Below are 15,084 nucleotides of genomic sequence, written 5' to 3' on the forward strand. Positions count from 1 at the left end.
AAGGCCGGGCAGATTCTTGAAAATCGATGAGCGGGATCGTAGACGATCCTGTGTACCCAGCGGGGCGTCTCTGAGGAGGGGCCGACCGCCTGAAGCAGCTTCGCTGTCGGCACCGCACTCCACACGTACACGCAGAAAAATACGCCATACATGACAAGCGTGTAGATGGTGTTCGACAGTGTCCACCTTTCTTTCCTGCCGTCCTCAGCAGGTTCGGTGCTGCTGTTGCTTTCCATTCAATTCTCACTGAACTTTGGCGGGAACGGATACTTGTTCGCGTTGCCGAAGAGTCGCAGCAGTTGATTCGCGCGTGTGGCCGTTTCCGGCTCGGCCAGCAGGTTCAGTTTACTCTGGGTTTGCAGTTCGGAGTGATAGGTGATCAGGTCGGTCAGGGTGCCGAGGTCGAGGTTCTGTTCGTCGATCAGCTTGCGGATCTGTTCGACTTCCGAAGCCGTTTCGGTGAAGCAGCCGAGCAGGCGTTCGGCGAAGAGCCGCTGCGTTTCTTCCGAGTCGGGGTTGTCGCTGTGGATGACTTCAACCATGGCCCGTCGAAACCGGTTCGGCGACTCGATTTCGTGTCGAATGGCGGCTCGTTCGATTCCCGCCAAGACCACTTTATAAGTTCCCTGAACAGTTTCTTCCTGAGCGACAACCAGCCCGATGCAGGCGGTGGGGGCAATCGCTTCGGCTTCGCCATCTTTCGGCTGGAGCGTTGCCATCGTGATCAACTGGTCTGTCTGCAGGGCGTCATGGAGCATTTCGCAATAACGCGGCTCGAAGATATGCAGCGGCAGGATCATCCGCGGAAACAGGACGAGATCGGGCAGCGGAAACAGCCGCACGGAGCCGTCGAAGTCGGAAGGCAGGGGAATCAATTCGCTGATCATGACGACCACCTCTCTCGCAGAATTCGATGCCTTCTATTATAGCCGCCCCGAACGGATCCCAATCATTGCTTCTCAGTCGATCACAATGTGCTCCGCCGTCATGGTCTCCAGATCAACTATCGCGATCGTATGCGGATTGGCCCGATGAATCGCTCCCGGATTGAGTACGAGCGTCTCGCCGACCTTGTGCTGTTCGCGCTGATGCGTATGCCCGTAGCAGACGAGGTCGAAATCGCCTGATTCCGCCGCGTATGCCAGCCGACCCGGTTCGTGGCTGTGGAGCAGGGCGATCTTGCGGTTGCCGAGTTCGATCTCACCAAACATCCCGTGCCACGTCTGTTCGATCGTTTCGACCGCGTTCTGCATCATCATCGCATTGTCGCAGTTGCCGGTAACGAAATGCGTCGGCCATTCGACGAACAGGTCGACAATGCGAACGCCGCAGATATCACCGCAATGCAGGACGGCCGAAACATCAGACTGCCTCAGAATTTCCACGGCTCGTTCGGTGTTGGCCACGTTGCCGTGAGTGTCGCTGACTATGCCAATTTTCATGAGCTGTTCGTCTTCGTCAGGAAGCCGTCGGTTGCTGGGGATTTCGTCCGGTCAGTATAGGGCTCCGGTTGATGCATCGGGAACCCTGTCTGCTTCAGCGGAGTTCAATCACGCCAGTACTCGCCGCTGGGGAACTTCGCCTTTTCGATCGACTCCGGGAACATCGTGATGCTGTACCCCGGTTTTTTCGGAAGCAGGTAGTGCCCGTTGCGAATGCGGATTGGATCGACGAAGTGTTCGTGGCAGGTGCCGGCGTGTTCGGCCATGCGATTCTCGAGGGAGCCGGACACGCAGAGATAATCAATGATCGACAGGTGCTGGACGTATTCGCAGAGCCCCACGCCACCGGCATGCGGGCAAACCGGGACATCGAACTCAGCCGCCAGCAGCAGCACGGCCAGAACCTCATTCACGCCGCCGAGACGGCAGGCATCGATCTGACAGACCTGCATCCCGCCTGCTTCGAGGAACTGCTTGAACATCACCCGGTTTGCGCAGTGCTCGCCGCCGGCGACGCGAATCGGATGCAATGCCTTTGAGATCTTGGCGTATCCGAGCACGTCGTCGGGACTGGTCGGCTCTTCGATGGCCCAGGGATTGAACTCGGCGAGCTGCTGCATCCAGTCGATGGCGGTCTGCACGTCCCACACCTGATTGGCGTCGGTGAGCAGCAGTCGATCGGGGCCAATTTCTTCCCGGATAATGCGGCAGCGGCGTCGGTCATCCTCCAGATCGCGACCGACTTTGATCTTGAAGACCTCCCAGCCTTCACTGAGCCGCAGCCGGCAAAGCTCCCGAAGTCGCTCATCGGAATACCCCAGCCAGCCAGCGGAGGTGGTGTAAGCCGGGTATCCCTGCTGCTGAAGCCGAGAGAGTCGCTCCGGTTGAGTCGCCTTCAGTTTCCGCAGCCGTTCCAGAGCCGCTTCCGGGGTGACGACGTCGGTCAAATATCGGAAGTCGATACAGCGGACAAACTCTTCCGGGGAAAAGTCTGCGACCAGCTTCCACAACGGTTTGCCTGTCGACTTTGCCCACAGATCCCAGACCGCATTGACCACGGCCGCCGTCGCGAGATGGATGACGCCTTTCTCTGGCCCGATCCAGCGAAGCTGGCTGTCGCTGGTAATGTGCCGCCAGAAGCCGCCCATGTCGGCTGTGATTTCTTCGAGTGTCAGGCCGACAACCCGATCACGAAGTGCCTCGACCCCTGAGACGACGATCTCATTTCCCCGCCCGATTGTGAACGTGATTCCGTTTCCTCGCAGATCGTGGTCGCTGGTGTCGAGTGTAACATAGGCGACCGAGTAGTCGGGAGCCTCGTTCATCGCATCGGAACCATCGAGTTCGCGGGAGGTGGGGAAGCGGAGGTCATCAACGTGCAGATCAAGGATGCGAGTAGCCAAGAGCGGGTCTTTCTATGACTCGGATGAGCGAAGCACCTGAGAGGTCAGTCTACTGCCTCGAAGGGAGGACGTCATCCGGCCCGAACTTAACTGGCTTCCGGGGCTCAGCTTATTGCAATTTGAGAACGGACTCGTGATGATGATTGCAGGTGAACTGCATGTCGGTTTGCCGAGTCTCTGGATTTTTCATCACAACGGCAGGAGCGGTTCCGCTCCGTTGCCCGATTCCTATCTCATAATAGCGAAAGCTGATCGGTTTCATTACGATTCCGGAAGCTCGCACGTCCTTTGTCGCAGGGAGTTTCCCGGGACTGCTCGTCAGCGGTTACGGGCAATCTGCTTCAACACGTGAACTCTTAGCGCTGATCCTGAACGATGCCGGCCTCAAACCCGGTGTGGTCCTGAAAAGGTGAACTATGGCAAAGTGGTTAAAGAAGCTGGTTTCCGACGGACAGATCAGTGCCGATCAGTTGCAGGAGGCCCTGGCGATCTCCAAGAGCAAGGGCAAGAAGCCCGAAGCGGTTCTCGTCGAACTCGGCTACGTGACTCAGTCTTCGCTTCGCGAGTACCAGTCGGCTGCTCTGGGCTATGAGATGGTCGATCTGAGCAGCGTCGAGCCGAACCCGGCTGTGATTGAGCAGGTTCCCGAATCGGTGGCCCGCGAGAATATCGTCTTCCCGGTCGAAATGCGGGGCGAGGCCCTCGTGGTCGCCATGAACGATCCGATGAACCTCGAAGTGCTCGATAAGCTCCGCTTCATTCTCAACCGCGAAATCCAGGTGGTTGTCGCTCCGACTGAAGCGATTCAGGGTGCCATCAACACACACTACGGCCAGCACGAGACCGAGTCGGTCGACTCGATCATCGCTGAATTCACGGAAACGGCGATCGACTTCACCGAGACCGAACTCTCCGAAGCCGAGGCGGAGGCAGAGGCGGACGAAAGTTCACCTATTGTGCGGCTCGTGAACCTGGTGATTTCCGAAGCGATCAATATGCGGGCCTCGGATATTCACATCGAGCCCTTCGATGACCGGATTCGGATTCGCTACCGCATCGACGGTGTTCTCGTCGAGCGCGACAGCCCGCCGAAGCGACTTCTCTCGGCACTCACGTCCCGTCTCAAGATCATGGGAAGTATCGACATCTCGGAGAAGCGGCGTCCCCAGGACGGTCGAATCAAGACCCGAGTCGGCGGACGCGAATTCGACCTGCGGGTCAGTATTCTCCCTACCCACTACGGCCAGGCGATCGTCATGCGAATCCTGGACCGCGACAACATTAAAGTCGGTATCCGCAATCTCGGATTCAGTGAACAGAATTATCGCAACTTCCTGAAAATTATTCGCCGTCCGAACGGGATCTTTCTGGTGACCGGCCCGACCGGTTCTGGTAAGACCACAACGCTGTACAGTGCTCTTGGTGAACTGAATCGGCCTGACCGAAAGATCATCACTGCGGAAGACCCCGTGGAGTACTACCTTCCCGGGATCAATCAGGTGGAAGTAAAGCACAACATTGGGATGACCTTTGCCCGGATCATTCGAGCGATGCTGCGACAGGCCCCGAACGTCATCCTCGTCGGAGAAATCCGAGATACGGAGACGGGCGAAATGGCAATTCAGGCTTCTTTGACCGGACACTTAGTTTTCAGTACACTTCACACGAACGATGCGCCCGGTTCTATTACACGTCTGATCGACATGGGAGTGCAGCCATTCCTCGTCGCATCCAGCATTATGGCCGCCATGGCCCAGCGTCTGGTGCGCGTCGTTTGCCCAAAGTGTAAAGGTCCGTACATGCCCGAGCCGAGCGAACTGGAAGAGTTCGGGCTAACCCAGGAGATGATTGCGAACGCCGATTTTCAACGTGGCAAGGGGTGTAATCACTGCCAGCATACCGGGTATCGCGGGCGTCGCGCCGTCTTCGAATTGATGATGATGAATGCGAAGTTGCGGGAAATGTCCTTTAACAGCGAGCCAACTCAGCACATTCGCCGACAGGCACGTTTGTTCGGGATGAAAACACTGGTTGAAGATTCCGTAGATAAGGCTATGCAAGGAGTTACGACGCTCGCGGAAGCGTACAAGCTCAAAACTGGAGGTCACTGATCACGCGTTCGCAGAATCCCGATCGCCAGAGATTGCGATTCTCGTGCGCGATGCGGTTTCAGGGGCGTGGCGGTGCCGGAGGGGACTCCGGGAAAGTCTTACAGAGGGGTGAGGGAATCCCGCAGCTTGGTCGGGCCTGGTGAGGAGGAAGGAGACTTTGTCTCGGCAATTGGGCCATGCATCGCCGGAAGGCGAGGTTGTCGACAGGGGGGCCGGTTGGAGGGAGTGTGGGCAGAGAATCCAATTCGACGGCGTTCAGCCGGGAATCAGGTTTTTCTTGAGGTCAACGTTTACTGATGCGAATAATGAGTCTGCAGGCGGGACTGAAACCCGGTTGCGTCGCCGAGGTTCGCTCGGCAAGTCGAAGTGAGTTTATTCCGGCGAGACTTCTGGGTCGATTCTGTATCCTTTCGCCGTTCACTGAAACATCCTTTCTGGCGTGTCAAAGACATGGCGAGTGGAACTGATTTTTCTCTCTCGGTCGCGGTTCTCGCGCGAGTTTGGTTGTCTCTTCATTGAAATTACATCTGCTGTTTTCATAACTCGATCTTGTCGCCGTGATTGAGAAAAAGGATTCCAATGGCAACAGTCCAAATCGATAAACTGCTGGAGACGGTGGTCCGGGAGCGGGTCAGCGACCTCCACATTACCACAGAGCAGCCGCCCGTAATTCGTTCGGGCGGACGAATGTTGCGACTGGAAACCAAGACTTTGACGCCCGACGACACCGTCGCGCTCATGAAAAGTATCACGCCGGAGCGAAATCAGCAGGAGCTCCAGGAAGTCGGAGGGACCGACTTCGGTTTCGCGTTTGGAGAGAAGGCTCGATTCCGAGTCGCCGTCTTCAAGCAGCGTGGCCAGATCGGCATGGTGCTGCGGCGTATTCCGAACGAGTTCCTCACGTTCGCCCAGCTGGGGCTGCCGCCGATTATCGCCGATTTGATCAAACGGCCTCGTGGTTTGTTTCTGGTGACGGGGCCGACCGGATCGGGCAAGACGACCAGTCTCGCCAGTATGATCAACTACCTGAACGACACGATCGACCATCATATCATCACGCTCGAAGACCCGATCGAGTATTACCACAAGCACAAAAAGTGCACGATCAATCAGCGCGAAATCGGCGTTGACGTTCCCGACTTTCCTGAAGCGTTGCGTCGAGCCCTGCGAATGGATCCGGACGTGATCCTCGTGGGGGAAATGCGAGACCTCGATACCATCTCGGCTGCGATTACCGCGGCTGAAACCGGCCACGTAGTGTTCGGCACGCTGCATACGACGGGGGCCCAGGGTACGGTCGACCGAATCATCGACGTCTTCCCGACCACACAGCAGGAACAGATTCGTACCCAGCTGTCGGTCGCCATTATCGGGGTGCTCAGCCAGGCGCTGATGCCGAAGCAGCCTAAAGGGCTGGTCGCCGCTTATGAACTGCTGGTGGTCACGCCGGCCATCGCGAACCTGATTCGCGAAGCCAAGACCTATCGAATCAACTCGAGTATTCAGACCGGACGTAAGTACGGGATGCAGCTGCTCGATGACGCCCTGTTCAATCTCTGGAAGACCGGTCTGTGTAAAGAAGACGATGTTGTGATGAAGTCGAACAACCCGGGCGAACTCAAGGCCAAGATTACGATGGCCAAGAAGGGTCTGCTCGAGGACGACGAAGATGAGGACGAAGACGACGACGATTGATTCTCAGGTCGGTGACAGCCGACGGGAATCGCGGAGCACTCCGCAGGATGAACCAACGAAGACAGGCCAACAACAACGATGAGTCGGGAAGCAGGTTGACATATGGCACGGCGTAAGCTGGGACAGGTTCTGGTCGATCTCGGTTACATGACCGAGGATCAGCTCTGGGATGTGCTTGAAGAACAAAAGCAAAGTCCCGGTGAACTGATTGGCCAGGTTGCCGTCCGCATGGGCTTCGTGACGGAATCACAGGTCACGGAAGCTCTGGCGGAGCAACATGGGATGCCGGTCGTCAACCTGGCAGAGACCAACATCCCGCCCAAGGTGCTGGAACTTGTTCCGGAAACCATGGCCGCCGTTTATAAGATCATCCCGATCTCGCAGAAAGATGGCATTCTGACCGTCGCCATGGCCAACCCGGCCAACGTGGCGGCTCTGGACGATCTGCGGAACTTCCTCGGCGTTGAGGTTCGCGGAGCGGTCTCATCACTGGCGGATGTCGAAGCGGCTCTGACACGGGTTTATGCCGGTCACGAGGACAGCATTGAAGACGTTATCGGCCAGCTTGAGGCGGGCAACGAAGACGACGGCAAGATGCGCGGGATCGACATCGGCGACATGGAAGAAATGTCCGATGCCGCTCCAATCCGTAAGCTGCTCAATATGATTTTGCTGCTGGCCATCAAGGACCAGGCGAGCGATATTCACTTTGAGCCATTCGAAGACGAATTCAAGGTTCGCGTCAAGGCGGACGGCGTGCTCTACGAAATGGTGCCGCCACCACGCCACCTCGCGAACGCCATTGTTTCCCGAATCAAGGTCATGTCCGAGCTCGATATCGCCGAGCGGCGTCTGCCGCAGGACGGTCGAATCGAACTTAACGTCGGGGGCAACCCGGTCGACCTGCGTGTCTCGGTGCTGCCGACCATTAACGGCGAATCGGTCGTTATGCGAGTGCTCGACCGGACCGTGATTCAGCTCGATCTGAATAAGATCGGGATGGATGCCAATACACTCAACCGGTTCCGCCGGATGCTGAAGCTGCCGAACGGTATCGTCCTGGTCACGGGTCCCACGGGGTCCGGCAAGACGACGACGCTCTACTCGGCTCTGAACGAACTCAACGATATTGAAACCAAGGTCATCACGACCGAAGACCCGATCGAATACGAAATCGATGGTCTCATTCAGGTGCCGGTCAATCCGGACATCGATGTGACCTTCGCGAACGTGCTGCGGGCCATTCTGCGGCACGATCCGGACAAGATTCTGATTGGCGAAATTCGAGACTACGAAACGGCGGAAATCGCCGTGCAGTCGGCGCTCACGGGTCACCTCGTATTCAGCACGCTGCACACGAACGACGCTCCTTCGGCTGTCACGCGTCTGCGAGATATGGGAGTCCAGCCGTTCCTCATTACAGCGACTGTGGAAGGGATTCTCGCTCAGCGACTGGTGCGAAAGATCTGCACCGAATGTCGGTCTGAGTTCGAACCTTCCGACGAACTGCTGATGGAACTTCAGCTGCCGATTCAACAGGCACGACAATACAAATTCTATTACGGCAAGGGCTGTGCCCGCTGTAACAACGGCGGTTACAAAGGTCGAACCGGGCTGTACGAACTGATGAATGTCGACGACGACATCCGCGACCTGGTGTCGAGCAACGCGTCGGTGGATGAAATGCGGAACCTGGCACGAAGCCAGGGAATGACCACGCTGCGGGAGTCGGGACTCAAGTTGATCTTCGACGGAGTCACGACAATCGACGAGGTGGTCCGCGAGACCGTCATGGAAGACCTGGACTAACGATTGAACATTACGGGATTCCGAACGGAATCTCATTCCCTGGTGAGTGCCTGATGGACTCTCCTGTCGGTCTGACGCCGACCGGACAACACTGAGCGGGACACGGAGCAGAAGCATGCCAACGTACGTTTACGAGGCGATGGACAATACGGGGCTCGAAGTCAAAGAGACAATCGAGGCCGGGTCCGAACAGGAAGCTCAGCAGAAGATTCGTGAGAGAGGTTTCTTTGTCACGAAGATTCAGGAAAAGAGCGTCAAGAAGAAGAAGGACAAAGGCAAGGTCGCTGCCAAAACGCAGCAGCAACAGGGCAAGAAGAAATCCTTCAGTCTCGGCAAGGTGAAGGCCAAGAAACTGTGTGCCTTCACCCGTCAGCTCTCGACGCTGCAGGATGCCGGTCTGCCGATTCTCCGCTCTCTCCGCATTCTGGAAACACAGTCCAAGCCGGGACCGTTGAAGAACGCCCTGATCGGCGTGATTGAAGATGTCGAATCGGGGAACACGCTCTCCGAAGCGATGTCCCGGCAGCCCAAGGCGTTCGATAACCTGTACGTGAACATGGTGAAGGCCGGGGAGGCCGGGGGAGCTCTTGAAGTCATTCTCCAGCGTCTGGCCGAGTTCAAGGAAAAGTCCCAGAGCCTGAAACGGAAGGTGCAGGGGGCCATGATTTACCCGGTCTCGGTCATCACCGTGGCCGGCGGTATCGTGGGCTTCATTATGTACTTCATCATTCCGAAGTTTAAGGAGATCTTCCTGGGCTTCGGCATCGAACTGCCGGCCATCACGGTGATGCTGATCACGGTCAGCGACCTGGTGGTGACTTACTTCTATCTCATCCCGGCTATTCCGTTCGCGGTCTGGCTGATGTTGAAGATCATACGCAAGAACAAAACGGGGGCGTACGTCACCGACTGGCTGGCTCTCAAGATTCCGATCCTGGGGCTGATCCTCTCGAAGTCGACCACGGCTCGAACCTGTCGGACGCTCGGAACGTTGATCGCGTCGGGTGTGCCGATTCTCGAAGCCCTCTCAATTTCCCGCGATACGGCGGGGAACCACGTGTTTCGACGGGCGTTCGATCATATCTACGCCGCGATTCGCGAAGGGGAATCGATGGCCGTGCCGCTCAAAGAAACTCGCATCGTCGATGAGATCGTCGTCAACATGGTGGACGTCGGGGAAGAGACCGGTGCACTCGATAACATGCTTTATAAAGTGGCCGACGTCTACGAGGAAGAAGTGGAAGTGCTCGTCGAAGGTTTGATCAACATGCTCGAACCTCTGATGGTCGTCGTCCTCGGTCTGATCGTCGGATTCATTGTCATCGCGTTGTTCTATCCGCTGATTCAGCTGATGAACGACCTGAGCTAACGGAATGGGCAGGTGGGGTCGACACGGTTGCCGTGTCGATTCCCGTGCCGAATCGCACTCGAATGCGGTTCTGACGAGACATCACCCGATACCAAATCACTCAGCGGGCCGCTGACTGAACTTCTGGTAATGCTCTGCGCGGTCAGACGATCCTGGCTGGCTCCGCAGGCAATCCCAATCGCAGGCTCCCGGCCACACGAAGGAACTTGAAACATGCATCCAGTTCATCACCCGATGCGCACAAATCATCATTGCGGTCATCGCGGCTTTACGTTGATCGAACTGCTGGTCTCAATCAGCATCGTCGCCATTCTCGCGGGACTGCTGTTGACCGGCATCCAGGCCTCTCGTCGAGCCGTGGCCACCGCTCAGTGTGCTCAGGAAATTCGGACGCTTGAAACGGATCTGGCGAAGTTTCAGTCGGAGTTCGGTTCCTATCCGCCGAGCAGTCTGCTGCTGTACGAGGCCGCATCCGACTGGAACACGGTTCTGAATGATTCCAGTCATGCGGACTATCGAGAAGCGGTGCGATCGCGGAATGCTCTTCTCAAGCTGTGGCCCGATTTCACACCGGTTGATTCTCACATTAACGACGACGGCGACATGACCGATCGTCTGGTTCTCGACGGAGCCGAGTGCCTGATGTTTTTCCTCGGCGGTTTGACCAACGCCTCCCAGGCGAACGTACCGATCGGTTTCTCGGCCAATCCGACGAATCCGTTTGCCCGGGGTGGTACCGTTCGTCGTGGTCCTTATCACGAATTCGCGCTTGATCGAATCATCGATCGTGATGGGGATGGAATCATGGAATATCTGGACACCCTGTCGGGCCAGTCCCGGCCGGTCGTCTATTTCAGCTCGTATGAGGGACGTGGTTATCGCCCTGATGACATGGCTCTCACCGGGGCCAACATCTATCTGGAAGCTGCGAATGTTCCCTGGAAGCGGGATACGTTTCAGCTGATCTCGCCGGGTGCGGATGGAGAGTATGGAACCGGCGGACTTTATTCGACCAAAGGCAGCTCGAACCTGAGCGTGGAAGATACCGACAACATTACGAATTTTTCCGGCGGCACGCTTCGGTAAGCGGTGCTGACCGGTTTCTCCAACTCTCTGCGGGACCAGGGCGAAGGTTTTCACATGATGCGGAATGTTCACAACACGAACTCGAACGGCCGCCGCGGTTTCACCATGGTGGAACTGCTGGTGGTCATCGGCATCATCGTCGGGCTGGTCGCCATTACGGTGCCAACGCTCATCGGCGTAATGTCGAGTGCGCGGGAGAAGCAGACGTTGACGTTGATCACCCTGGTCAACAACACCTTGAAACAGCAGCAGGTCGAGTTCGCCTCAGCGATGGAGGCAAGTCCTCCGCGGCGAACACAGGATGTCTGTCTCGGCTCGATCGATGTCGGACTGGAAGTGGCGGCTCTGCTGGAACGGAAGCGATTGTTCCGTCAGGCTTTCCCGCAACGATTCGGTGATCTCGATGGAGCGGATGGGACCGCCTTCGGTGGAGGACAGTTGGGGACCTATATCGCGTCCAAAATTACGAGTGGAGAAGTCAACCTGGGTGTAAGCACTCAAGACCCCGATACTGAGAGTGCTGAACTCCTTTACCTGATCGTGACACAGGGCTCGTCATTTGCCTCGAGTACGGTCGACGCCGGTGAGATTCCGCCGAAGATGATTCAGGACACTGACAAAGATGGGCTCCTGGAACTGGTCGATTCCTGGGAAGAGCCGTTGCGGTTCTATCGCTGGCCAACCCGGCTGGTGCGACCGATGTTTCCGCCGAGTGCGACGGCTCTTGGTGGCTCCAACCCTGCCGATTCTCAAAGGTCGCTGCTGCCGAAAGTTCGGCCTCAGTATTGGAAACTCGTTTCCGGCGCGGAACTCGACAATGCCACGCTTGGTCGCGACCCGGATGACCCCAAGGCTGCCTTCTACCGATACCTTCAGCAACTCGGAGGCGGTCGGAACGGCATGCTCGCCGCGGAGTTTAACGCCACCTCGGGTACTCCGGATTTTTGCACGTTCCATACACCGGAAACCTATACGAACTTCCTGATTATCTCGGGCGGACCGGACCTGGCTCTCGGACTTTTCGAACCTCACGACGTGGCCAACTACGGGCATCTGGCGCAACCCCAGGGGGAATCTCCAGATGTTGATGCGGCTGACCTTTATAACCACGGCCTGTCCGACAATCTGACGAACCTGAAAGTCGATCAATAATCGCTGCTTCAATACCGGGCAGCCGAGGACATTTACAGCGGGCAACAAACGGTCTATTCATGCACATCACATCTCGACAATCTGAACGACGGGGCGGCTTCACTCTGGTGGAGTTGCTGGTCGCCGTGTCTATCTTCGTGCTGCTGACCGCGCTGACCGTCGGCTCGTTCAATCTGAACCTGGGGAACGAGCGGATCTCAGCGGCTTCGCGGCAGATGCAGGGCTTCCTCGAAGGGGCCCGCTCACGAGCCTTCAAGCTGCAGCGACCGGTTGGTGTCCGCTTCATGCTCGATCCGAACTTTCCCGGCGAAGTCAACACCATGATGCTCGTCTCCTCGGTTGTCGACCCGGGGGGAGATCTCTATCAGCGCGGATACCTGCGGTTTCTCGATCTGGAGAACGATGGGGATCCCAGCATCGTCTCGGACAGCGACAAAGCGATCCAGTTCGTTCGACGGGGGAGTGCCATGTCCTGGCTGGAGATGCGACAGCTCGACATGTTGCGAGCCGGAATGCGGATCCGGATCCCTGCGGAAACCGGCTCCTGGTATTCGATTTCGTCCCGAAACTTTCTCGATTCCAGCATTGAGAACGGGACGGTCATGCAGCTCAACGAAGTGCCGCTGGATGTCGCGGGATGGGTTCCTCGGGGCACCGTTATCGGAGCCGGGACGCCAGTCTCCTTCGAGATCGATCTGACCTCCGTCATGGTGCCTCTGGCCGGTGAGGAACCGCAGGTGCTGGCGACCGGAACCTGTGTCGATCTGCGGAGCAGTAAGCTGCCGAGTAACTGGAATATCAACCGCTGGCAGGCCAACCAAACCTATGCGGTCGGCGACTGGGTCGCCGGAGTGATTGATAACGGGGCGTCCACCATCATCCGGGTTTACCGGGCCGAAGCCGGCGGCCTCTCCGGCGGAACGCAACCGATCTGGAAGAACGCGCAGAATGTCAATGATACGATCGTCGACAACGGCGTGACTTGGCGGTGTTACGCGACGCCTCAACTCGACGTCATTTTCACGCCGCAGGGAACGGTCTACGGACGGGTGGCGGCCGAAGGGTTGCTGCATTTTACTCTGGCGGAAACTCGAGATACACGAGCCGTTTTCGAGAACGATCCCACAGCCAGCGGCGGCACAACGGTTGGACTGCAGGCCTGGGACGTGCGGGACCATAGTGGCGATGGAGAGCCCGATCACATCGGTTCCTATCGCGTGGTCACGGTCTTTACCTCAAGTGGCGCGGTCAACGTCAGCCCGATCGATCAGACGGATGCGAACAGCGACGGCATCGCCGACAACCTGTTCGAGTTCGCCATCCGCGGCTCGGTGGCGAGGTGACGTCTTTGCGTGGGGTCGACAGAAACGTTGAGTTCAACTGGAGTGGGCTGAGAACACGAGAAAGTAAACCGCTGGGGGCGGTTGTTATGAAAAATATCAGGCAGACACAATCAGATCGACAGGTCGACGGAGTCCACTTCCGTGGTGCGACGCTGGTGGAGATCCTCATGTCGCTGATGATCATGGGGGTCGGACTGGTGTCCGTGGCGTCGCTGTTTCCAATTGCCATGCTGCGGTCGATTCAGGCCACACAGCTGACCAATGCGGCTCTGCTCAATTATCAGTGTGAGGACTACATCCGCGCCTTCCCGGAAATTACCCGCGACCACTACGACAACAACGGCACGCCCGCCAACCTGGCGGACGACCGAACGGTTCCGAATCTCGAATACACGCCGAACTCGAAGGCATGGGGCCGAGTCGGGGTCGATGCAACCGATACCAATGACGATTACCCAGCTCCCTCAGGCAACGGACAGGATGACTGGCTCGACTATCTCGGGCTGGCTTCCCCGAAGGTCGTCACCGTCATCGACCCGGTCGGCATTCTGCTCAGTCCGGTAGGCGACACGTCTTCGTTCGGCACGGATTTCTTCGGACTCCACCCGGCCGGGGCCGAGCCGCTCTTTCAGAATGATCGAAAGAACGGCGGGTTCAATCTGTCCAATTCCACTGCCAGTAACCTGGCTCTGCAGATGTTCTCTTCGAACGACAGCTGGACCCGTACGCTGGTCGCCGCCGAAGTGGTGAAAACCAGCGGCACTCAACTGACACTGAACGACATCGACTCCACCGATATCGCCGTGGTTCAGGATACGATCAACTCCGGAGTCAACGTGCGGGCGATCGTATTCGATGAGAACCTGCGGCAGTCGCATGTCAGTCCTGTGACCAGTGCAGGCGGTAACTCCATCGTTCTCACGAAGGCTCTCCCCACCAATGGCCTGTTCGATTACATCTCCGAGGTGGTGATCGAGATCTTCGAGCCGCGATACAGCTGTATGATTACCGTGCGGCGTCAACTGATGTCGCTCGGGCCAGCCGGAACGCCGGGAGCCGACCTGACCGACGATGACAACCTCGACGGCGACGACGACGACACGACCAATGCCGACGATTTTCGTGAAGTCGGCTGGCCGGGGACCGATGACCGGATTCGCAGCCTCGGCGCGAATGTTGTCGTCTTCTTCCGTCGCGACTTCACACCGATCTCTGAACAGGTTTATGAAGCCGGCAACCTGCGGAAGGGGCTGTTGACTGGACAGTCGAACGTCGCTCCTCCGCAGATCACGATCCGCTGGTCGAGTTCCATTGCCGATTCCAAACCGCGGCTGAAGGAAGGGGCGTATGTTTTCGATCCCTCCAATGGCTACTGGTATCAGATTCGATCGGTCGTGATCGACGAACGGGCGTCCCAGCAACCCCGGAACAGCACCAACGACCGGGAAGCAGTCATTCTGCTCGACAAGCCTCCCCAGGCGAGTGGTCAGTTCCTGATGGTTCCAGAAGGAGTCGTCGAAGTCTTTGATTATCCGGGCTTCTAGAACACAGTGGAAAACAAGGTGCATCGGCTCGGCCGGTGACAGACATCCAGAACGTGCAACGGAGTCGTCCTGGAAACGGAATCGAACCTGAGACGCAGAACAGTTCGGGCCGCATTCAACACCAGAAGTG

General features: G+C 57.5%; 11 protein-coding genes. 8 read left to right on the plus strand and 3 right to left on the minus strand.

All coding sequences use genetic code 11. The features are described 5' to 3' along the window. Nucleotides 1–236: 236 nt before the first annotated feature. The 3 genes from L1A08_RS00710 to L1A08_RS00720 all read right to left on the minus strand — a co-directional run bounded on the left by L1A08_RS00710 (nt 237) and on the right by L1A08_RS00720 (nt 2,845). Complete coding sequence (locus L1A08_RS00710; protein WP_238753096.1) at nt 237–887, minus strand: LON peptidase substrate-binding domain-containing protein; 651 nt, start codon at nt 885–887, stop codon at nt 237–239. 72 nt (nt 888–959) lie between these two features. Then, the gene (locus L1A08_RS00715) at nt 960–1,442 is read right to left on the minus strand and encodes a metallophosphoesterase (RefSeq protein WP_238753098.1); all 483 of its coding nucleotides are present in this window, start codon (nt 1,440–1,442) and stop codon (nt 960–962) included. Nucleotides 1,443–1,546: 104 nt separating this feature from the next. Further along, nucleotides 1,547–2,845, minus strand: a complete 1,299-nt coding sequence (locus L1A08_RS00720; protein ID WP_238753100.1) for an enolase C-terminal domain-like protein — start codon at nt 2,843–2,845, stop codon at nt 1,547–1,549. 416 nt (nt 2,846–3,261) lie between these two features. On the opposite strand from L1A08_RS00720, the gene L1A08_RS00725 reads away from it, so the two are divergent. The 8 genes from L1A08_RS00725 to L1A08_RS00760 all read left to right on the plus strand — a co-directional run bounded on the left by L1A08_RS00725 (nt 3,262) and on the right by L1A08_RS00760 (nt 14,954). After that, nucleotides 3,262–4,956 carry a GspE/PulE family protein gene (locus tag L1A08_RS00725; protein ID WP_238753102.1) on the plus strand — a complete coding sequence of 565 codons (1,695 nt, stop codon included), beginning with the start codon at nt 3,262–3,264 and terminating at the stop codon, nt 4,954–4,956. 579 nt (nt 4,957–5,535) lie between these two features. Beyond that, nucleotides 5,536–6,651 (plus strand): type IV pilus twitching motility protein PilT, encoded by a 1,116-nt coding sequence (locus L1A08_RS00730; protein WP_238753104.1) that lies wholly within the window; start codon nt 5,536–5,538, stop codon nt 6,649–6,651. Nucleotides 6,652–6,753: 102 nt separating this feature from the next. Further along, the gene (locus tag L1A08_RS00735; protein WP_238753106.1) at nt 6,754–8,460 is read left to right on the plus strand and encodes a GspE/PulE family protein; all 1,707 of its coding nucleotides are present in this window, start codon (nt 6,754–6,756) and stop codon (nt 8,458–8,460) included. Between the two features lie 115 nt (nt 8,461–8,575). After that, nucleotides 8,576–9,829 carry a type II secretion system F family protein gene (locus tag L1A08_RS00740; protein ID WP_238753108.1) on the plus strand — a complete coding sequence of 418 codons (1,254 nt, stop codon included), beginning with the start codon at nt 8,576–8,578 and terminating at the stop codon, nt 9,827–9,829. A gap of 213 nt (nt 9,830–10,042) precedes the next feature. Continuing rightward, the gene (locus L1A08_RS00745; RefSeq protein WP_238753110.1) at nt 10,043–10,915 is read left to right on the plus strand and encodes a type II secretion system protein; all 873 of its coding nucleotides are present in this window, start codon (nt 10,043–10,045) and stop codon (nt 10,913–10,915) included. Nucleotides 10,916–10,969: 54 nt separating this feature from the next. Continuing rightward, complete coding sequence (locus L1A08_RS00750) at nt 10,970–12,067, plus strand: type II secretion system protein (RefSeq protein WP_238753112.1); 1,098 nt, start codon at nt 10,970–10,972, stop codon at nt 12,065–12,067. Between the two features lie 59 nt (nt 12,068–12,126). Continuing rightward, complete coding sequence (locus tag L1A08_RS00755) at nt 12,127–13,410, plus strand: pilus assembly FimT family protein (RefSeq protein WP_238753115.1); 1,284 nt, start codon at nt 12,127–12,129, stop codon at nt 13,408–13,410. An 86-nt stretch (nt 13,411–13,496) separates the two neighbouring features. Next, nucleotides 13,497–14,954 carry a type IV pilus modification PilV family protein gene (locus L1A08_RS00760; protein ID WP_238753117.1) on the plus strand — a complete coding sequence of 486 codons (1,458 nt, stop codon included), beginning with the start codon at nt 13,497–13,499 and terminating at the stop codon, nt 14,952–14,954. Nucleotides 14,955–15,084: the final 130 nt, after the last annotated feature.

Origin of the sequence: Rubinisphaera margarita, assembly GCF_022267515.1 — a bacterium.
GTDB classification, from domain to species: Bacteria; Planctomycetota; Planctomycetia; order Planctomycetales; family Planctomycetaceae; genus Rubinisphaera; species Rubinisphaera margarita.

Coding starts and splice junctions, on each gene's coding strand:
- L1A08_RS00755 (WP_238753115.1), top strand. CDS start 12,127: ATGCACATCACATCTCGACAATCTGAACGACGGGGCGGCTTCACTCTG.
- L1A08_RS00750 (WP_238753112.1), top strand. CDS start 10,970: ATGATGCGGAATGTTCACAACACGAACTCGAACGGCCGCCGCGGTTTC.
- L1A08_RS00715 (WP_238753098.1), bottom strand. CDS start 1,442: ATGAAAATTGGCATAGTCAGCGACACTCACGGCAACGTGGCCAACACC.
- L1A08_RS00730 (WP_238753104.1), top strand. CDS start 5,536: ATGGCAACAGTCCAAATCGATAAACTGCTGGAGACGGTGGTCCGGGAG.
- L1A08_RS00740 (WP_238753108.1), top strand. CDS start 8,576: ATGCCAACGTACGTTTACGAGGCGATGGACAATACGGGGCTCGAAGTC.
- L1A08_RS00760 (WP_238753117.1), top strand. CDS start 13,497: ATGAAAAATATCAGGCAGACACAATCAGATCGACAGGTCGACGGAGTC.
- L1A08_RS00745 (WP_238753110.1), top strand. CDS start 10,043: ATGCATCCAGTTCATCACCCGATGCGCACAAATCATCATTGCGGTCAT.
- L1A08_RS00735 (WP_238753106.1), top strand. CDS start 6,754: ATGGCACGGCGTAAGCTGGGACAGGTTCTGGTCGATCTCGGTTACATG.
- L1A08_RS00710 (WP_238753096.1), bottom strand. CDS start 887: ATGATCAGCGAATTGATTCCCCTGCCTTCCGACTTCGACGGCTCCGTG.
- L1A08_RS00725 (WP_238753102.1), top strand. CDS start 3,262: ATGGCAAAGTGGTTAAAGAAGCTGGTTTCCGACGGACAGATCAGTGCC.